The 20349-nt window shown below is 41.9% G+C and carries 14 protein-coding genes and 2 riboswitches; of the genes, 11 read left to right on the forward strand and 3 right to left on the reverse strand.

The features are described from left to right. The 3 genes from M2273_RS11035 to M2273_RS11045 are packed head-to-tail and all read right to left on the reverse strand — an operon-like array spanning position 1 to position 3657. Positions 1-819, reverse strand: a complete 819-nt coding sequence (locus M2273_RS11035) for a serine O-acetyltransferase (protein WP_429396698.1) — start codon at positions 817-819, stop codon at positions 1-3. An 8-nt stretch (positions 820-827) separates the two neighbouring features. Next, on the reverse strand, positions 828-2753 hold the full coding sequence (locus tag M2273_RS11040) for a family 2A encapsulin nanocompartment cargo protein cysteine desulfurase (RefSeq protein WP_429396700.1): 1926 nt from the start codon (positions 2751-2753) through the stop codon (positions 828-830). Further along, a complete protein-coding gene (locus tag M2273_RS11045; RefSeq protein WP_429396702.1) occupies positions 2737-3657 on the reverse strand; it encodes a family 2A encapsulin nanocompartment shell protein in 921 nt (306 codons plus the stop codon). Before M2273_RS11045 ends, M2273_RS11040 begins: the two co-directional genes overlap by 17 nt. A 147-nt stretch (positions 3658-3804) precedes the next feature. Then, positions 3805-3921: riboswitch (SAM riboswitch) on the forward strand. 214 nt (positions 3922-4135) lie between these two features. Between M2273_RS11045 and M2273_RS11050 the strand changes: the two genes are divergently transcribed. From M2273_RS11050 to M2273_RS11100, 11 genes are all read left to right on the forward strand, one after another. Further along, positions 4136-4582: a protein-disulfide reductase DsbD domain-containing protein gene (locus M2273_RS11050; protein ID WP_429396704.1), complete on the forward strand. Its 447-nt coding sequence runs from the start codon at positions 4136-4138 to the stop codon at positions 4580-4582. 414 nt (positions 4583-4996) lie between these two features. After that, positions 4997-5110: riboswitch (SAM riboswitch) on the forward strand. A gap of 230 nt (positions 5111-5340) precedes the next feature. After that, entirely contained in the window at positions 5341-6660 is a 1320-nt protein-coding gene (locus M2273_RS11055; protein ID WP_429396706.1) for a peroxiredoxin family protein, read from the forward strand. A gap of 26 nt (positions 6661-6686) precedes the next feature. Continuing rightward, positions 6687-8012, forward strand: a complete 1326-nt coding sequence (locus M2273_RS11060; RefSeq protein WP_429396707.1) for a peroxiredoxin family protein — start codon at positions 6687-6689, stop codon at positions 8010-8012. 79 nt (positions 8013-8091) lie between these two features. Next, the gene (locus M2273_RS11065) at positions 8092-8760 is read left to right on the forward strand and encodes a YceI family protein (protein ID WP_429396709.1); all 669 of its coding nucleotides are present in this window, start codon (positions 8092-8094) and stop codon (positions 8758-8760) included. A 193-nt stretch (positions 8761-8953) separates the two neighbouring features. Further along, a complete protein-coding gene (locus tag M2273_RS11070) occupies positions 8954-9916 on the forward strand; it encodes a cytochrome-c peroxidase (RefSeq protein WP_429396711.1) in 963 nt (320 codons plus the stop codon). A 106-nt stretch (positions 9917-10022) separates the two neighbouring features. Next, the gene (locus tag M2273_RS11075) at positions 10023-12788 is read left to right on the forward strand and encodes a TonB-dependent receptor (protein WP_429396713.1); all 2766 of its coding nucleotides are present in this window, start codon (positions 10023-10025) and stop codon (positions 12786-12788) included. Positions 12789-12799: 11 nt separating this feature from the next. Then, positions 12800-13645 carry a DUF4397 domain-containing protein gene (locus tag M2273_RS11080; protein WP_429396715.1) on the forward strand — a complete coding sequence of 282 codons (846 nt, stop codon included), beginning with the start codon at positions 12800-12802 and terminating at the stop codon, positions 13643-13645. Between the two features lie 108 nt (positions 13646-13753). Beyond that, entirely contained in the window at positions 13754-14488 is a 735-nt protein-coding gene (locus M2273_RS11085) for a superoxide dismutase (protein ID WP_429396717.1), read from the forward strand. Positions 14489-15148: 660 nt separating this feature from the next. Next, a complete protein-coding gene (locus tag M2273_RS11090) occupies positions 15149-15760 on the forward strand; it encodes an RNA polymerase sigma-70 factor (protein ID WP_429396718.1) in 612 nt (203 codons plus the stop codon). A gap of 63 nt (positions 15761-15823) precedes the next feature. Then, positions 15824-16846, forward strand: coding sequence for a FecR family protein (locus tag M2273_RS11095; protein ID WP_429396720.1), 1023 nt, complete (start codon positions 15824-15826; stop codon positions 16844-16846). A 154-nt stretch (positions 16847-17000) separates the two neighbouring features. Beyond that, positions 17001-20348, forward strand: a complete 3348-nt coding sequence (locus M2273_RS11100; protein ID WP_429396722.1) for a SusC/RagA family TonB-linked outer membrane protein — start codon at positions 17001-17003, stop codon at positions 20346-20348. Position 20349 lies beyond the last annotated feature (1 nt).

The following is a 20349-nucleotide window of genomic DNA, read 5'->3' on the forward strand; positions in this document are numbered from 1 at the left end:
TTATTGTAAGCCCTCTTTTATTTCTATCCTTAATTGGTGTGTATTAAAAACATGGGAGTAGGGCTGCACGCTTTTTGTTAAGAATACACTGCCGCCAATTACACTATGGTGCCCGATTACCGTTCGCCCTCCCAATATGGTGCTGCGGGCATAAATGATCACGTTATCTTCAACAGTTGGATGCCTTTTTGTTTCTGAAAGCTCTTTACTAACCTGCGAAGCTCCTAATGTTACCCCTTGATATATAGTAACATATTTGCCAATGATACTTGTTGCACCTATTACAATACCAGTGCCGTGATCAATACAAAAGGGTACACCAATGCTGGCCTTAGGATGGATGTCAACACCTGTTTTTCCATGAGCATGTTCGCACAGTATCCTGGGTAAAATGGGTATAGCAGCTTGTGTAAGTTTATGAGCGATGCGGTAAACAGCAATGGCATAAAAACCAGGGTAGGATACAATTACCTCGTGTACACTGAGGGCTGCCGGGTCCTTATCATAGATCATCGAAGCATCCAGTCGCAGGTCCTGGTAAATTTCATCCAATGAATCATAAAATAAGTCAACAGCTTTCTCAATATCAATGTCTTTTGGATCGAGATAACTTAACAATATATTTTCAAGGTCTATCTGGTTCTTTTTAAGGTGACCACCATAAATGGATAGTTTATTTGCATGATTATTGGGAAACAGAAATTCAAAAAGGTCAGATAACCAACCAACACATTGCCTGATCTTGGGCGTGGCTTCCCATTCTGCCTTATGAGTTTGATAAAGCAATTCTATAAAGCTGTCGAATTTATCATCTTTCATATCGTAGCTTATCTTTTAAGGCTATGAAGCGTGTTCACCAACAGATCAATTTCGGCACAGGTATTATAAAATGCCAGTGATGGCCTTACCGTGCTTTCAACCCCAAAGCGCCGCAATATAGGCTGAGCACAATGGTGGCCCGAACGTACAGCGATGCCCTGCTGGTTCAATGCGGCTCCAACTTCTTCGGTTTTGTAGCCATCCAGTACGAATGATAAAACGCTGGCTTTATCGGGCGCTGTACCAATCAGGCGAATGCCTTTAACCTCTTTTAACAACTGGGTTGCATAAACTAACAGATAATGCTCATATTGGGCTATGAGTGGCATCCCTAAGCGGCTTACATAATCAATTGCCGCGCCTAAACCAACCGCGTCGGCAATGTTACCTGTACCCGCTTCAAAGCGGCTGGGTGCGTCATGGTATTGGGTGTGCTCAAAAGTTACATCCTTAATCATATTGCCACCTCCCTGCCAGGGTTGGGTTTCGTTTAACAGATCTTCCTTACCATAAAGTACACCAATACCGGTAGGCCCGAATACTTTATGACCCGAGAATACAAACCAGTCGGCATTCAATGCCCTTACATCTACAGGCATGTGCGAAACAGATTGTGCGCCATCAACCAATACTTTAGCGCCTGCCAAATGCGCTAAATGAATAATTTGCGCGGCCGGCGTAACCGTACCCAAAGCATTAGATACCTGGGTAAATGACACCAGTTTGGTTTTGGGCCCCAGGAGTTTTACATATTCATCTATCAATACCTGCCCGTCATCATCCACAGGAATAACTTTTATTGTAAGATTCTTTTTAGCAGCTAATTGCTGCCATGGAACAATGTTGGCGTGGTGTTCCAGGTGGCTCACAATGATCTCATCGCCTGTGTGCAGGTTTTGCTCGCCCCAGCTTTTGGCCACCAGGTTAATGGCTTCGGTTGCGCCACGCACAAAAATGATCTCGTTTATGGAACCGGCATTTAAAAAAGTTTGTACTTTTTTGCGCGCGCTTTCATAAGCATCGGTTGCCCTTGCCGCCAGTTCATGTGCTGCCCGGTGTATGTTGGAGTTTTCGTGCTCATAAAAATAGCTGATGCGGTCAATTACCTGTTTAGGCTTTTGGGTGGTAGCCGCGTTATCCAGCCATATCAGTTGCTTCCCGTTCACCTGTTCCTGTAATATGGGAAAGTCACGCCTCACCAGGTTTACATCAAACGGCTGACTAATAATATTGCTGATACCGGCCTGCCTGACCTTTTCCTGATCTGATTTTACCACAGGTAATCCATGGTTATCTGATAAAAAATAAAACGGAATTTCGGTAGCAGCAGGCGCACCGGCAAATGGTAATGCGTTTGAAGGCCCCGATGTATTAATGTTGCTCAATATCTTCTTCAGATCGATATCAAAAGCCTGATCCTGCTGGTATGGTAGCTGGAACAAGCTTTCAGGAGCAGGTGAAAGTTGCTCAACCGGGAAGCTTTGTTTTAAAGCTACATCCGGTATAAGATCAGTTTTCGCCAGGTATGATTCATAACTAAAACCAGGTTGCGTAGGCAATTGCCCTCCAAAAGCAGTAGGGGTACTACCCGCAACAGGCGCTGACGAATTAGAATGATTACTTAAATTAGGATCGGCAAAGCTGGTTTGCGGATCCTTTAAGTTTACTGCATTATTCTGGTTAATGGCAGATGGCGAAATACCACCACCTCCAATTGTACTTGAAGGAATTGATTGTACAGGGGTATTTACATGCTGCAACGGGTTAAATAAACCCTCATCAGCTATATTGCCTGGTGATGAAAAAGATTCAGGAGCTTGTTGAACCGGTAATTGGTTTACAAAGCCTCCTGGTCCCGATTTAAAGAACTGGTTAGCCAGTTGCTCCAGCTCCTGTGGGTTGGGTAAGTTATCCTGATTAATATTTGTACTCATGGTAATTGCCTAAATCAACATCCTCTAAAACAGCAATAGCATCATCAACTAACACGGCTAAAGAGCAATAAAGCGAAACCAGGTATGATGCAATTGCTTTGTTATTTATACCCATAAAGCGGACAGATAAACCCGGTGACTGCTCGCCCGGAAGACCCGGCTGGAACAAGCCTACAACACCCTGACGGCTTTCGCCTGTCCTTAACAATATGATCTTTGATTTATTTTTTACGATGGGCAGTTTATCCGAAGGAATAAGCGGGATCCCTCTCCAGGTAATAAACTGCGAACCGAATAACGAAACCGTAGGCGGTGGTACGCCACGGCGGGTACATTCGCGTCCAAAAGCGGCTATGGCCAGCGGGTGCAGCAGGAAAAAGCCCGGTTCTTTCCAAACTTTAGTGATCAGTTCGTCCAGGTCATCAGGGGTGGGGGGACCCAGCCTGGTTTTAATTTTTTGTGATGGGGCGATACTGCTCAGTAGCCCATATTCAGGGTTGTTGATGAGCTCACTTTCCTGCCTTTCCTTAACAATCTCAATGGTAAGCCGCAACTGTTCGCTGATTTGGTTATAAGGTTTGCTGTACAAGTCCGACACACGGGTATGCACATCCAGTACCGTGTTTACCGCGCTCAGGTTATACTCCCTGGGGTTTTCCTCGTAATCTACAAAGGTTGATGGCAGTTCACGTTCATCACGTGATGAACAATCCACTTCTACATTGTTCGCGTGTACCACTTTGTTTAAACGATAAACGCCCGATTCAACCGGGATCCAATTCAGTAAATGGGTTAACCATCGTGGTGTAATGGTTGATAACTGGGGCACGGTGCGGGTTGCTACCGCTAACTGCCTGGCGGCTACATCGCCAAGGGCAGTTTGTTTTGATTTTTGATCTGGCATTTTGGATAATAGACTAAGTGTATTAAGAAATTATTTAAGGTGCTGCTTTAAATTACGATAACCTGTTGGCAATGATAAGAAATAAAATATATAAAGTCTATGGGAATTATAGTTTTTAATATATATTTGCAGCATCACGTTCTTTTATACTTATCCAGAAAGACAGAGGGAAGGGCCCCATGACGTCTTGGCAACCTGTACCATGAATCTCAGATTTAGTAAAAGGTGCTAATTCCTGCTCCCGAAATGGGGGATAGATAAGTTGGTACAGAATTCTGCAGGTTTTCTCTCCGGCTCTCTTTTAGGTAAGTGTTAATGAACATTAAATAAACTGAATACACATGAACAGACTTTATTACTTGTCTTCCGAAACTTATCAGTCATTTCGTAATGATGCCATAATGTGTTGTTGATACCGCAAACAAAAATTTGGATACAATTAATTATAATACCATTATTATCACCTGCATCTTACCAAATGAAAAAACTAATACTTACCGCTTTATCCTTTATCCTCAGTACTGCTGCATTTTCGCAGATCCTTACACCGGTAAAATGGTCATATGCGGCCAAAAAGATTGATAGTGAACAGGCCATAGTATTTATAAAAGCTACCATTGATAAAGGCTGGCATATTTATTCGCAGCATCTTGCCGATGGCGGGCCGATAAAGACCTCGCTAAAGTTTGAAAAAAACGATAACTACATTGTAGTAGGCAATACAACTGAACCCAAGCCTGTAAGCAAATATGAAAAGTCGTTCAGCATGAATGTGCAATACTTTGAACAGTCGGTTATATTTCAGCAAAAAGTAAAACTTAAATCAGGCCAGGCATCAGTTAACGGTACAATAAATTTTATGGCATGTAATGATAAGCAATGCTTGCCGCCCGATGATGTGGAGTTTAATATACCCGTAAAATAGTATCATATATAAACAAATACCTAATTATTAAAGCAGTTCAATAGCCACCAATTGACCTGCAGCGTTACAAACAAATACCATGAAACCAAAATCAGATCTATTCACCAAAGCCCGCAAACAGAATGGTGGCACCCTTTTCTGTTGTTACCATTATTGCTAACAAACGCTATTACATTCAGGTCCAAAAATCTTAACCGGAGATATACATCCTGGCTGTACTAAGTGCGTTGCTTTGCTATGGTGGTAAATCAGGCGTGTGCTGTACAGTCCAGGATGTTTATCGTTTTACAAGATAAGAAATACTAAAAACGTTAACGAAATAAAAATATTCTACTTAATCTATAGGTTTTATTGTATTTATCATATTTATTACTATCTTTACACCATTCTAATTAACCCCACCATTAATTAGTTGATTTATAAAGAATAAGGGAGAGGAAGTCTCGATGATCTTATAGCAACTTTTCAATAATCTGAAATAAGTGCTAGACTTTTTTCTAAAGCAATAAAGCTTCAGAAATATAAATTAACTAACAGTCATGTACACATTTAACAATCAACACCCACAGGTACAACCCGCAACCATTAAACGATGTTGCTGTATGGCTCAGTATGTTTTCTGGTTTTAACAACCTGATCTCCTGAAATTTTGCTGTTGTTTTTTTAAGGGCTTTTAAGCCCTGGGGACAACTCATGTCAAATTTTCGCTGTGCCGCCACCTAACTATCATCAATTAACAACAATTAAAACTTATACAAATGAAAATTACAAACTACTTAACCAAAGTCAGGCTGCTTTCTGCCGGTCTGGTGCTTACCGGCGTTACCGTGTTATCAGCACATGAAAACCCTAAACCAAAATTCATCAAAGATGGTAAATGGCGTGGGGTATTTACCGTAAGCGAATCGCAGGTGCCATTTAATTTTGAACTGAAAGGTAAGGATGCTGAACACGCGGTATTTACGCTGATCAATGGCTCGCGCCGGGATAATTTCCATGTAAAACTTATCGGTACCGATTCGGTATACATCAAGATGAATACCTACGATGCCGCCCTGGTTGCCAAAATTGAGGATGATGGCAAGATCAGCGGCGAATACCGCAGCCTTGTACCTGGTTTCAGGGGCAATTCACTACCATTTACTGCAGAGTACGGTAAAACTTACCGCTTTGTGGAGCCCGGTAAAGATGTTGCCCCTAAGGCAGACCTGACCGGCAAATGGGAAATAAAAACCTACAGTAAGGAGGCAGTGCCCGCATCTATCGCATTACTGAAACAAAAAGGCAACAAGCTTACCGGTGTGGTGATGACCGTAGTTGGTGATACCCGCGAGCTGGAAGGAACAGTACAGGGCGACGAGTTTGCGCTAAGTGGCTTTACCGGCCCAAGCCCCTTCATTATTAAAGGAAAAATAAATGAAGATGGCTCTATCAGCGGCGAGGAAGGCTTTGGTATCTATAAAAATCTGAAGTTTGATGCCACCAAAAAAACTGATGTTGAGCTGCCCGATCCTTACAAGCTAACCTTCCTGAAAGAAGGATATAAGAAGCTTGACTTTTCTTTCCCGGGTATTGATGGCAAGCAGGTGTCCTTAAGCGATAATAAATACAAAGGCAAAGTTGTAATTGTAGAGATCATTGGTACCTGGTGCCCAAACTGTACCGACCAAACCGTGTTCCTTTCGCCATGGTTCAATAAAAACCATAACCGCGGGGTTGAGGCCATAGCATTAGGCTTTGAGCAAAAAGATAGCCTTGAATATGCTAAATATACTTTAGGTAAACTGAAGGAAAAATATGCCATCAATTACGACATCGCCTTTGGCGGTTTGGCTGATAAAAAACTGGTTTCGCAAAAGCTACCTGCGTTGAACAAATTTATAGCTTTCCCAACAACCATCATCATTGATAGAAAAGGTGATGTTAGGGAGATCTACACCGGCTATACAGGGACAGTTACCGGTAAATACCACGAGGATTATGAAAAGAAATTCAATAAGCTATTGGATCAATTGCTCGCTGAGCCTGCGCCGGAAACAGCTGCAGTTGCCGATCCTACAGCTCACCAGGGAAATTAACATTAACTGATCTTATAATTTATCAAATGAAAACCATCAATTTAATTACATCATTCAAATGCCTGTCAATAGGCTTGTTGTTTAGCGGGGCTGCTTTGGCTGCGGATAAAAATCCGCCGGTGAAATTTATCAAAGAGGGTGTTTGGCGCGGTGTTTTTACTGTGGCCGAAACCAAAGTGCCTTTTAACTTTGAGCTGAAGGGTAAGGATGCCGAACACGCCGTATTTACTTTATTAAATGGAAGCCGCCGGGACAATTTTCATGTAAAGCAAATAGGTAAGGATTCGGTATTTATTAAAATGAATACCTATGATGCCGCACTGGTTGCCAAAGTTGAAGAGGACGGAACGCTAAGTGGCGAATACCGCAGCCTGGTACCAGGTTTCAGAGGTAATTCACTGCCTTTCACCGCCGAATACGGGAAAAGCTACCGCTTTGTAGAACCCGGGAAGGATGTAGCTCCGGCCGCCAACCTTACCGGTAAATGGGAACTGAAGGTTTACTCGAAAGACCAGGTGCCCAATAAAATTGCCGTTTTAAAGCAAACGGGCAACAAGCTTACCGGCGTAATTATGCAGGTAACCGGCGACAGCCGCGAACTGGAGGGTACGGTACAGGGAGATGAGTTTGAACTGTCAGGCTTTACCGGCCCAAGCCCTAAGATCTATAAAGGTAAGATCAATCCCGATGGTACCCTGAGCGGTGAAATAGGATCGGGTATTTATGATAATACCAAGTTTGACGCGGTTAAGGATGACAAGGCCGAGCTGCCGGATCCCTATAAGCTTACCTACCTGAAAGAGGGTTATAAAAAGCTGGATTTTACTTTCCCTGATCTTAACGGCAAACCGGTGTCTTTGAGCGATGCCAAATACAAAGGTAAGGTAACCATTATTGAAATTGTAGGTACCTGGTGCCCAAACTGTACCGATCAAACCGTGTTCCTTTCTCCCTGGTTCAATAAAAACCATAACCGCGGAGTAGAGGCTATAGCTATTGGCTTTGAACAAAAGGACAGCCTGGAATATGCCAAATACACTTTAGGCAAGCTGAAAGAAAAATACAATGTACAGTATGATATTGTATTTGGCGGCCTGGCCGATAAAAAGCTGGTTTCGCAAAAACTGCCTGCCTTAAACAAGTTTGTTGCTTTCCCAACAACCATCATTATTGATAGGAAAGGCGATGTAAGAGAGATCTATACCGGCTATACAGGTACGGTTACCGGCAAATACTACCAGGATTACGAAAAGAAATTCAATAAACTGTTAGATGAGCTCATTGCCGAACCAGTCCCGGCCAGTGAAGCAAACGCAACCCAGGATAATAACGAAACATTAAAAGGTAAATAAATACCAATCCCGGTAAAGGATAAAAACTTTACCGGGTAAATATCCAATTACTAAATCAAACCATAAATAAATACCACCCATGACTAAATTAACTTTCGCTGTATATTCCACAGCCATTATTTCATTATCGGCATTCACTGCCGCTATCATCCCAACTAAAACTACAACCAATGCTAAAACAGGTAATGTTAAGCTTATAACCTTTGGTAAACATTACAAGGCGCAAAACTTTAAGGTAGATAACCAGGGAAGTAAGCTTACCTGGCTGGCCAAAAAAGCAACCGGCGACCATAATGGAGAGGTTAAGATAAGCAACGGTTTATTTGCAACTGATAATAACGTTTTAAAAAGCGGAACTTTTGATATCGACTTGAATACTATTACCGATGCTGACCTGACCGACCAGGCCTCCAATGATAAACTAATAAGCACACTTAAAAGCGAAACCTTTTTCAGTACCGAAAAATTCCCTAAAGCAAACTTTGTTATCACTTCGGCAACAAAAACCAGCGCGAACCAGTATGATATTAAAGGACGGTTAACTATAAAGGGTATTACCAATGATGTTAGTTTTCCGGCTACTGTAGCCGTAGATGGTAAAAAATTAAATGCCACTGCTAAAATTACCGTTGACCGGACCAAATACGATATCAAATTCCGCTCGAAAAACTTTTTTGAGAACCTGGGTGATAAGGTGATCTATGATGATTTTGACCTGAATGTAAATCTTAACGCAACCGCGCAATAAGTTTTATAAGGGGCAGTAAACTATACAAATTTTATAAAAACTTAAGCCATCTTTTAGATGGAGGGCCATTGTTTTGACTAATAAACGCATTTAAAAACTGGTGTAAAGTTGGAAACGGGTCATGAGCCGGGGCGCATTGGGTACCCCGGCGAAGGTCCAAACAACTAACAAAAGAAGAAAAATGCATAACGATATGAAAAGAGGAAATATACTTCTGGTTATAGTAGCTATCAGTACATTGATAAGCTTTATGAGTTTTGTGGGCACAAAAGATGATGTGCAGACCAAAGAGCAATTGGGCGAGAAATTATTTTTCGACCCCATTTTATCTGGCGATAATACCATCAGTTGCTCATCATGCCATAAACCGGAGTTTGCCTTTGCCGATACGGCTGCTTTTAGCGTCGGTATAAAAGGTAACCTGACCTCAAGAAACTCGCCGGGCTTAACCAATCTCTCCGGTCGTCCGCACCTTTTTTGGGATGGGCGCGCTTCATCATTGGAAGAGCAGGCTATGGGGCCAATAACATCAGCAACAGAAATGGGGCTTACTATGGATGATGCTGTAAAAAAACTAACCGAAAATAAATACTACGCTGATGCATTTCAAAAGATATTTAAATCAACACCCACTAAAGATAATCTGTTAAAGGCCATAGCCTCTTTTGAGCGTACGCTCGAAACGTCAAACAGTCCTTATGACCGCTATATCAACGGCGATGATAACGCTTTATCCGCATCGGCAGCGCGTGGCCGATTATTGTTTATAGGTAAGGCCAATTGCAACAACTGCCACTCAGGCGAGGATTTTACAGCCGACCGGTTCAAGAGCATTGGTTTATATAATGGTAAAGATCTGAATGATCCCGGCCGCTCTGTTATCACCAAAAACAAAACCGAGGACGGCGAATTTAAAATTCCAAGCCTACGCAATGTGGCTGTAACAGCCCCCTATATGCACAATGGCAAGTTTAAAACATTGAAAAGTGTAGTTGAATATTACAATAACCCATCGGCAATAGTAAAAGATGGTATTAACCGCGACCTGTCATTGGATAAGCCTTTGAACCTAAGCGACGGAGAAATAAACGATATGGTTGAATTTTTAAAAGCGCTTACCGACGACCGCTTTAAGCAAAAAATGGCTTCAAACTGAAAATAATCCCCCTGTTAAATAATTAATTAATCACGAACACCGACTGTGCATGTGGGCCAGAAAAAGCACCCACTATAGCCACTGCTTTGTCTAAAATTATTGTAAAATGAAGAAAATTATACTCTTGCTGATAATTTTTAGCCTTACCTATGGGCAAAACGTATTCGCGCAAAAACGAACGGTTGGAGGTGTGGTTACCTCTGCCGATGATCGGGCCCCGCTTCCCGGGGTTTCTGTAAGGATCAAAGGTCTCAATGAAGGCGCTGTAACCAAAGCCGATGGATCCTTTGAAATTGTGGTACGCAACGGCAAATATCTTGTATTCTCCTTTATAGGTTTTGAAAGCCAGGAAGTTGAGATAGATGGTACAAAACAATTTAAAATTGCCCTTAAACCATCTGGTAATGCGCTGAACGAGGTGCAAATAGTTGGTTCCCGAAACGCCAATCGTACCAAGCTGAATTCGGCCTCTGCTGTTGATGTGATCGATATTAAACCCTTACTGGAATCTGCACCGCAGGTAAGTGTTACACAACTATTGCAGTACATCTCGCCGTCGTTTCACTCCGTTAACGGGAGTAATGCAGGGGATGCCGGGTCGGCATTAAGTCTGGCCCAACTTCGCGGTCTGGGGCCCGACCAGGTATTGGTATTGGTAAATGGAAAACGCAGGCACAAAAGCGCGAACGTAAATTATGGAGGACTGGGCAATGGGTCTACCGGGTATGACTTAAATTCCATTCCATCGGGTTCCATCGACAGGATTGAGATCCTGCGCGATGGAGCAGCGGCCCAATATGGCTCCGACGCCATTGCGGGCGTGATCAATATCGTTCTCAAGAAAAAAACAGATGACCTGGCTGTTACTACATCAGGCAGCACCCGTAGGCGCGGGGATGGGGCAACAACCCGTACCAGCGTTAATTATGGTGTTGGCCTGGGTAACACTGGCGGTTATATCAATGCCACTGCCGAATATGCAACCCAGGCTATTGCGCTACCAGCCGGAAAGGCCGATGCAGGATTATACAACGACCCTATTTATGGTGGTGGCGCCAATACCCGCGCGTATGATGCTATTTATACCAAAGAAATTGACGATGCTATTTTAAAAAGCCGGGGTATTGATCGTCATTTTTTTGATCAGCGTGGTGGAGGTTCTAACCCTGGTCAGGATGCATTACTATCCTTTAACGTGGGTTTCCCATTGAATAAGACGACCGACATATACGCATTTGGCGGTATCAGCAGTCGCAATTCCCAGTTTACAGCCGTTTACCGTTTACCCGGCTGGACATCGCGGAACAATAATTTTATTTACCCGGATGGTTTTTTACCGGCCATGGAAAATAATATAGTCGATGGCTCTATTGCTGTGGGTATAAAAGGTAAAGTAGGGGACTGGAATGTAGACCTATCCAACGTATTTGGAAAGAACAGTTTCAGTAACCGGGTAGACAATTCCTTGAATGCGAGCCTGGGACTAAAAAGCCCGACCAGTTTTGACGCTGGCAGATATAACGCCGGTCAAAACACCACGGGGCTCGACTTTAACCGCTACTTCGAAAAGGTTTTAAAAGGGTTGAACGTGGCCTTTGGCGCACAGCACCGGATTGAAAGCTTCCAGATCATCGCAGGTGAAGAAGGTTCTTATTCTAAGGCAGACCAGCGTACTATTGTAGATGTGGATACTACCATAGGGGGTATTCCATATTTATCAAACGCTGGCGTTACTTCCCTGAATGGCCTTGCAGCAGGTTCACAGATCCATTTAGGTTTTCGGCCAGAGAACGCGGTGAACGTAAGCCGTTCTATAACCGCCGGCTATGCAGATGTGGAACTGAACGTAACCAAAGAATGGCTGGTATCCGGTGCCGGCCGCGCTGAATATTTTTCTGACTTCGGCAATGTGTTTACCTGGAAGGCTGCCACCCGCTACAGTTTTGCGAGATGGCTGAATATCCGCGGGTCGGCCAATACCGGCTTCCGGGCGCCAGACCTGGCGCAGTCCTATTATACCTCTGTTTCCACTACATTTCAGCAGGGCAGGGGAGTTGATATTTTAACCGCTTCCAATCAAAGTGCAGCTGCAAGGGCATTAGGTATCCCTAAATTAACGCCTGAAAAATCAAAAGGATATGCCTTAGGTTTAACCTCTGCTCCGGGTAGTAATGTTGAATTAACGGTAGATGCATACCTGATCAATATTGATAACAGGGTGGGTAATACCGGTAACTTTACCTCCACTGATGCCAATCTTCCGGCAGATGTTAAAACTCTTTTTCAGCAAACTGGCGCGGCCCAGGCTAATTTCTTTTATAATGAATTTAGTACCCGTACCAAAGGGGTAGAGTTTACCGGTAGTTATAAGGTATTATTGGATAAAGGGAATATCAACTTCCTGTTTGGCGGGAATTTTTCCAAGAACGAAGTGACCCGGGTAAATACACCAAAAGGATTGGAAGCGTATAAGAACGTGATATTAAGCCCGGGTGAGCGGGCAAGGGTGACGACCAATATCCCAGCCCAAAAGATCAATCTGCAAGGCATTTACAGCCTGGATAAATTTACCTTCCTGCTCCGTACCGTATACTTTGGCAAGGTAACTACTGCCTCCTTGCTCAGTGCAGCTGACCCACTGAACCCGGTATATTTTTACCAAAACCTGAAACCGATATGGATTACAGACCTATCGGTAGGTTATAAATTTACTGCTAAACTACAGGGAACCGTAGGCGTAAACAACTTGTTTAATGTAGTAGGAGACTATACCGACCCATCGATAGCCGGTTTACGCAACCCAACCGTTGTTGGCATCCAGAACGGCAGCGCGGGTATTCAGCCATTTATTAAACTTTCAGCTCATCTATAAGCTCACGCATCATGAACAATAAATATCATATACTCTACCAGAAATCCGTAAAAAAAACGGTTGGTATCCTGCATCTCCATAAATTACAATTGTTTTTAGGCACGGTGTTATTACTGACTGCATCCTGCAAAAAAACAGATTATCTCAATATCAATAATGCCGATAGGCCGGCTCTTGCCGCACACATCAGCTTTGTGAATGCCAGGCCGGTAAACGCGGGCATTCAGTTTTGGACATATACTACCCAGGTTACAAAAACCGCAGTTGCAATTAACACCAAAACCGATTACCTGGATACCCAGTTTGGGGATGTGCAGATCAACTTTACCGAAGGTACAAACACCTCTTACAAGGCATCGCGCCAGTTTGGAAACAGCGCTACGTTTAGTTCAAGCGGCGGCCCTAACGGCCCTATAGCAACATATTACCATACAGTTTTCGCCGTAAAAAATACTAAGGTAACGGCCGATTCACTTATCCTGTTCTATGATGATCTGTCGGCGCCCGCTGCGGGAAAAGCAAAGATCAGGTTTGTACACCTTGCCCCTGGTAACCCTAATGTTGATTTTGGTGTAGCCGGTCAAACAGCCTTGTTTACCAATACAGCTTATGGCAGGGCAGGTGGTTCTATTTTATCCGGTACCGGGTATAATGTATGGTCACTCGGCCCGTTTGTTGTTGTTGATGCAGGTAAGGCTAATTTTTCGGTTACTAATTCTACTGATCATGCTGTGGTGAGCATATTGAACGATCAATTAAGTAATGTAACTTTAATAGCCGGAAAAATATATACCATTTACATCAATGATACGCCGGGCAGTACAAGTATTGGCGCAACCATACTCACACATAATTAAGATACAGTACAGTATATAAGTGATTTAATAGCGTGTACTTGCAAAGCAGACCCGGTTCCGTTCCGGGCTGCTTTAATTTATAAACCCAATATTAACCCTATATATATCATGAAAACAAACAGTCGCAGAAAGTTTATCGAAAACACCCTTAAAGCAACGGTAGCTGTTGCAATTGGAAGTAATGTTATTTTAAATAATGCAACAGCTGCTATAATTAAAACAGGTCAGCATGACAGTGCAGACGAACCGCTAAAATTTACGCAGGTGCCATTAGGGTTTAGCTACGCGGCCCTGGAACCACATATAGATGCGCTGACCAACGAGATTCATTATACCAAACATCATGCAGCCTACATTAAAAATGTAAATGAAGCTATAATTGCCGAAAAGCTGCCTTATACAAGTGAGAAAGAGTTTTTTGATCATGCCTCACAACTTTCGCCCAAGGCACGTAACAATGGAGGTGGAGCCTGGAACCATAATTTTTTCTGGCAAAGTTTAACGCCAAAATCAACCGGGCCTGATGATAAAATCAAAGATGCTATTACAGCTTCGTTCGGATCATTTGACCAGTTCAAAGAGCTGTTTACACAGGCGGCACTTACCCGGTTTGGCTCAGGGTGGGCATGGCTGGTGAATGTAAACGGGAAACTGACTATTACATCAACGGCCAACCAGGATAATCCTTTGTTTGATAACGCCCAAGTAAAAGGCATTCCTTTATTGGCATTGGATGTTTGGGAGCATGCGTATTATCTTAAATACCAAAACAAACGCAATGAATACATTGCTGGCTGGTGGAATGTGGTGAACTGGAACGCGGTTAATAAAAGACTTGGATAACAGGTATAGCAAATTACAGTCGGCATTACACTTTTGAGTAAATTGCCTAATCAAAAACCACCAAAACTAAAGAGCTCTCTCAGATAGCTCGAGAGGACCTTTTATGACCAATGAGCTGGAGTTTTCGAACTGTTTTTAGCAATTTTTAAAAACTTAGCGACTACAGCGAAGAGTATTTTTAAGAAAGTTAAAAATAAGTTGGAAGAATAGAATTGTCTTAAATTTAAAAGACGGAATTGCTCAGTAATTTAATCTTGAAGTTCATTTGGGTGTATTTTGCACACTATAAATCTGTTGACTTAAAATTCAATATGAGATATTTTAAGCAAAAATAAATAGATGTTTCCGAGTTGCTTTACGGTATAAAATCAAGTACTCCTCAACTTAATTGAATCGACCGATTTATTGAAGATTTAAAGCATTTGGTTAATCTATTTGACAAATTAAGCCTACTTAAAATTTTCGTTTGAACATTATGCCTTGTCCTGATATAGCTTGGCTTTTAGTCTTGTCTGCATTTTGGTTTACAATTGTTATTTGTTTTTTACAATCTGTATAGATACAATATTAATTGTCTTCTTCACAATCATTTATTATTTATTTATTGATTATTTGAAAAATAGGTTGTTACTTTATGATTCCAATTATAATACCTGCATCTTGTTCAACCCCCTGAGATCTCCCAATATTGGTGACGAAATACCAACTTCGCTGCACCAGCGTCTGTCATCGGGCGATGAACTTGCTTTTAAGCTGTTTTTTCAAAAAAACCAACCTAAGCTTTTTACCTACATTTATAAAGTTGTCAAGTCTCGCGAAATTGCAGAAGAACTGGTGCTTGATATTTTTGTGAAGATATGGTCGGCCAAAGAAATTCTTAGCGAAGTTGAAAACGTTGATGCTTTTCTTTACCGGATGGCCGTAAATAAATCACTCGATTTTTTACGGACAGCCGCCCGCGAAAAAAGGATACAACAATTGCTTAACCACCATATGCAGTATGAGCAGGCAACGGCAACTTCCAATCACGATTTAAAAGAATATAATCAGCGTGTTACACAATGCCTTCAAATGCTCACTCAGCAACAGCAATTAGTACTCAATTTAAGCCGGGAAGAAGGCCTCACCCACGAGCAAATTGCCGACAAATTAAATCTGTCGAAAAATACAGTAAAAAATCACATGGTTACCGCCTTAAAAAAAATGCGGGAATTTATAAAACGCGGCCAGTTATCCATTTTGCTGACAATATCTCTTTTTTTTCATATCTAATTAGTCCTTCCTCGTTATTTTATCGTCAAGTGTATAAGTTGGTTCCAATTAGCCAAATGTAACATGTCAACAGCCTCTGTTTTCCGTATAAAATACTTGTTTCAAAAATACCTGGACGCTTCATGTACGGTAGAAGAGCTTGATGAGCTTTTTGAACTGATAGCCAAAGAGGATAACCTGTCAGAAATTGAAGGTTTATTGGAAAAGCTATGGTCAGATACTGAACCCCGACCTGGCGTTAACACTGGGGCTGAACATCAGGAAGTTTTATACAATAAACTGCTTGAAACCATAAAAAAGGAAAAAAACATTTATTCGTTTCAAAAAAGAAGTCCCGCAACAATCATTTGGTCGGTTGCGGCAACCATCGCATTATTTATATGCGCTGGCTTATACTTTTTACATACCAAACCTAAACCAACACCTTTGCAGGCCCAGGTAGCTCTGCCCAAATCCATACGTCATGTGCGGGAGATAAGGCTGGCTGATGGTAGCATAGTGCTGTTAAATAAAAACAGTCACTTAAATTATCCGGCAAGGTTCACCGGCAAAACCCGCGAAGTATACCTAACCGGGGAGGCCTATTTTGATATCAGGCACGACCCGCGTCACCCTTTCCTGGTACATGTGGGACAAATTACTACACGCGTGTTAGGTACAGCATTCAATATTAAATCCGAAGGCCGTTTGATTCAGGTAACAGTTACACGCGGAAAAGTTAAAGTGTCTACCCCTAAAAAAAACTTAGGCATTGTATTGCCAAATCATCAGATAAGCTATAACGAAACCAATCATCAATCTTCAAAAAACATATTGAATGCCAAAATTACGGTACTTTGGAAAGAGACCGATCTGGTGATGGACCACATGACCCTGAAAGAAGCCGCCACCGTTTTAACAGAAAGGTATGGTATAAAAGTTATGCTGGATAATGAAAAGATAGGGAGCTGCCGTTTTAGCGCTACTTTCTTAAATACTACCGGGTTAGAACAGGTTGTCAATGTACTATCGCACCTGAATAATCTGAACTATAAATGGGATGGGCCCAGTAAAGTTATATTATCCGGACCAGGCTGTGAACAATAAATAATTTTTCACCACTTAAATTAAAAATCTATGAAACAGTGATACTTTAACCTCAAACTAAAAAACCCCGCTGCTTACGACTTCTCACATCTTTCGGCAACAGGGTAAGTATTTTAACCAATTTATTATTAACCGATTAAAACCAATGCAAGTTATGAAAAAAACTCTTGCGTTTAAGCAATGGTGCACATTATCTGATGGTTCTGCACGCCAGTTATTAAACACATCCCGAAAAATTATGAGACTCAGTTTTATTATCCTGTTGGTAATACTGATTTCCGGCCAATTGCTCTTAGCTTCATCAAGTAAGGGCCAATCCCTGGATAAGATCAATATTAAGATAGCATTGCGTAACGAAACTCTAAAATCTATAATTAAAGAAATTGAAAAGCAAACCAATTTAAGATTTGCTTACAAAGACAATGTGCCCGCAAATACCCGCATCAATCTTTCATCCGAAAATAAATCGGTAAAAGATATCCTGGATGAGCTTTTTGCTACCCGTGGAATTGGCTACAGCCAGATAGACAATAATATAATTTTGTTTAATAATGCTGTTTCAGGGCCAACAGGATCAGCTGTTAGTAATAACGGCGGCCAGATAGCAACAATTACCGTGAATGGTAAAGTAACCGACGAAAAAGGTGAGCCTCTGCCTGGTGTATCAGTAAGAATAAAAGACACCAATATAGGTGTTGCCACTAATCTTTCCGGCGATTTTACCATTACGGTTCCTAATGCCAATACAGTGTTGGTATTTACCTTTTTAGGGTTCAAATCATTAGAACAAAGTGTTAATGGAAAGACTTTTTTAAGGGTATCGTTGGTACCATTAAGCAAATCGCTCGAAGAGGTGATCATTGTAGGTTATGGTACGGTCAAAAAGAGGGACCTTACCGGTTCTGTTGTTTCTGTTAAGGGAGATGAGATCACCAAAGTTGCGGCATCAAACCCAATGGAGGCCCTTCAGGGAAAGGTTTCGGGCGTAGATATTGTACGCACAAGTGGTGGCGCAGGTGCAAATGTGAGCGTAACCGTACGTGGTAACCGGTCACTATCTGCCGGTAATGGCCCGCTTTACATAGTTGACGGGATACAATACAGCAACTATGAAGATATCAATCAAAACGATATCGCATCAATGGAATTTTTAAAGGATGCATCGTCCACAGCCATTTATGGGTCGCGCGGCGCAAACGGGGTAATTATAATCACCACAAAAAGAGGCAGCGATGGAAAACCCAAGGTAGCTGCCGGTTCATATTATGGAATTTCGGATATTGCCGGCTATCCGGTACCCATGACAGGGGCACAATATGCTAACCTAAAGCGTGAAGGTTTTAGAACCATTGGAACATGGAACTCTATTGCCGACGACCCTAAAGTTTTTACCAGTGCTGGCGATTTGGCTGCGGTTCAAAACGGCCTATCCTATTACTGGCCGGGCTTTTTACTGCACAAAGGTTCCCAACAGGATTATAACGCAAGTGTTTCTGGCGGAAGCGAAAAAACAAAAGCTTATTTTTCTTTTGATTATTTTAAGGAAAAAGGTTTGTATGCCAATGATTATTCTAACAGGTACACCTTGCGGTTAAATATAGACCATCAGTTATTCAATGCTTTTAAAGTTGGGCTGCAAAGTCAGCTTGCTTATTATGATCAAAACCTTCGGAACGACGGCGTGCTATCCGTGGCTAACAAAGTTATACCTTATTTTAATCCTTATAACGCTGATGGCAGCATAGCTAAATTTCCGGGTAACGGTAACCAGGCTAATCCTCTTTTTGATGATGATGCAGCACAGTTTGTAAATAATAACAAAATTACCCATTTGCTTTCAACCGCTTACGCAGAATGGAAGCCGATAAGCAGCTTAACCATACGGTCAAATTTGGGTATTACCTTGTCCAATTCACGTAACGGACATTTTGAAAGCGCCAATACTATAAACAGAGCACTGTCTTCGGGGTCACTATCGTCAGTAGCCAATTCAAATGAAACCAATTTGCTTTGGGAAAACATTATTACCTGGCAAAAAAAGATAGCCAGTCATAGCTTAGATATAACGGGTGTTACCAGTTATCAATCAAATGTTATGGACCAATCATCAGCACAAGGTACGGGACAATTAATACCCGACCAATCTTTTTATGCGCTGCAAAACAACCCATCTAACTTAAAAATATCAAGTAACTATGTTGGGCAACATTTAACTTCGGGAGCGCTGCGCTTAAATTATTCATTTAGAGACAGATATTTACTAACACTTACCGGGCGTGCCGATGGTTCATCTGTATTATCGTCAGGAAATAAGTGGGCATTCTTCCCTTCGGCAGCTGCAGCCTGGCGTGTAGTTGATGAGGGATTTATGAAAACTCAAAATGTATTTTCTGAATTGAAATTACGCTTAAGTTATGGCGTGGCCGGTAATGCCGCGGTAAGCGCATATCAAACCCAAAGTAAGGCTGCGCTTATCCCATTTTCATGGAACGATATAACAGCGTTAGCATATGGCCTTGATCCAAATATTGGAAACCCACAACTAAACTGGGAGTTAACAGGAACGTTAAACGCAGGTATTGATTTCGGAATTTATAAAGACAGGGTTTCGGGCACCGTAGATTATTATGATTCACATACCAGGGATCTGTTGTTGCCACAGCAATTACCGGCCTCTACAGGGGCGCTAAGAACACTGGCCAATGTTGGCAAAAGCCGTAATACAGGTATTGAGATCGCGCTAAAAACCGTTAACGTTCGATCAAATAATTTCTCATGGACATCCAATATTACCTATACGCGTAATAAGGAGCGTATCACTTATTTACCAAATGGAGTAAATGATCTTGCCAATGGTTGGTTTATAGGTTATCCGGTGGTATCATATTACGATTATCAAAAAGTAGGGATATGGCAAACATCTGAAACCGCCCAGGCAGCAAGTTACGGTTACAAGCCGGGTGACATTAAAGTGGCTGATATTGATAACGACGGAAAATTTACCACCACATTTGACCGTAAAATACTTGGTTCAGCTGTCCCAACGTACAGCTTTGGCTTTAGTAATGATTTTAAATATAAAAGCTTTGATTTGAACGTGCAGGTATTTGGACGTATCGGGCAGATGTTCATATCTCAGTATGCGTTAAAATATGAACCTAACGCAATTGAAAATGGCGCCAATGTAGATTATTGGACACCTGAAAACCCAACAAATGAGTACCCAAGACCCAGTGCCAATATTACAAAGGCATCCGAGCCATTTGCTTCAACATTGGGCTACAAAGATGGTTCCTATGTTAAAATAAGGAACGCCACGCTTGGGTTTACTTTTCCGGCAAGTGTAACTAAATCAATCCATGTATCTAATTTAAGGATATATGTGAGTGCCAAAAACTTTGCGACATTCTCAAAAATAAAAGATTATGATCCTGAAGGCGGTGGTTCGTTCGATAGGCCGCTTACCAAATTGTTCCTGGCCGGATTAAATCTTTCCTTTTAAC

The organism is Mucilaginibacter lappiensis (assembly GCF_050433765.1).
Classification (GTDB): Bacteria; Bacteroidota; Bacteroidia; order Sphingobacteriales; family Sphingobacteriaceae; genus Mucilaginibacter; species Mucilaginibacter lappiensis_A.

Excerpts from the sequence above, each read along its gene's own strand:
- M2273_RS11060 (WP_429396707.1), top strand. The coding sequence starts at position 6,687 with ATGAAAACCATCAATTTAATTACATCATTCAAATGCCTGTCAATAGGC.
- M2273_RS11035 (WP_429396698.1), bottom strand. The coding sequence starts at position 819 with ATGAAAGATGATAAATTCGACAGCTTTATAGAATTGCTTTATCAAACT.
- M2273_RS11040 (WP_429396700.1), bottom strand. The coding sequence starts at position 2,753 with ATGAGTACAAATATTAATCAGGATAACTTACCCAACCCACAGGAGCTG.
- M2273_RS11050 (WP_429396704.1), top strand. The coding sequence starts at position 4,136 with ATGAAAAAACTAATACTTACCGCTTTATCCTTTATCCTCAGTACTGCT.
- M2273_RS11080 (WP_429396715.1), top strand. The coding sequence starts at position 12,800 with ATGAACAATAAATATCATATACTCTACCAGAAATCCGTAAAAAAAACG.
- M2273_RS11055 (WP_429396706.1), top strand. The coding sequence starts at position 5,341 with ATGAAAATTACAAACTACTTAACCAAAGTCAGGCTGCTTTCTGCCGGT.
- M2273_RS11100 (WP_429396722.1), top strand. The coding sequence starts at position 17,001 with ATGAAAAAAACTCTTGCGTTTAAGCAATGGTGCACATTATCTGATGGT.
- M2273_RS11075 (WP_429396713.1), top strand. The coding sequence starts at position 10,023 with ATGAAGAAAATTATACTCTTGCTGATAATTTTTAGCCTTACCTATGGG.
- M2273_RS11085 (WP_429396717.1), top strand. The coding sequence starts at position 13,754 with ATGAAAACAAACAGTCGCAGAAAGTTTATCGAAAACACCCTTAAAGCA.
- M2273_RS11065 (WP_429396709.1), top strand. The coding sequence starts at position 8,092 with ATGACTAAATTAACTTTCGCTGTATATTCCACAGCCATTATTTCATTA.
- M2273_RS11070 (WP_429396711.1), top strand. The coding sequence starts at position 8,954 with ATGAAAAGAGGAAATATACTTCTGGTTATAGTAGCTATCAGTACATTG.
- M2273_RS11045 (WP_429396702.1), bottom strand. The coding sequence starts at position 3,657 with ATGCCAGATCAAAAATCAAAACAAACTGCCCTTGGCGATGTAGCCGCC.
- M2273_RS11095 (WP_429396720.1), top strand. The coding sequence starts at position 15,824 with ATGTCAACAGCCTCTGTTTTCCGTATAAAATACTTGTTTCAAAAATAC.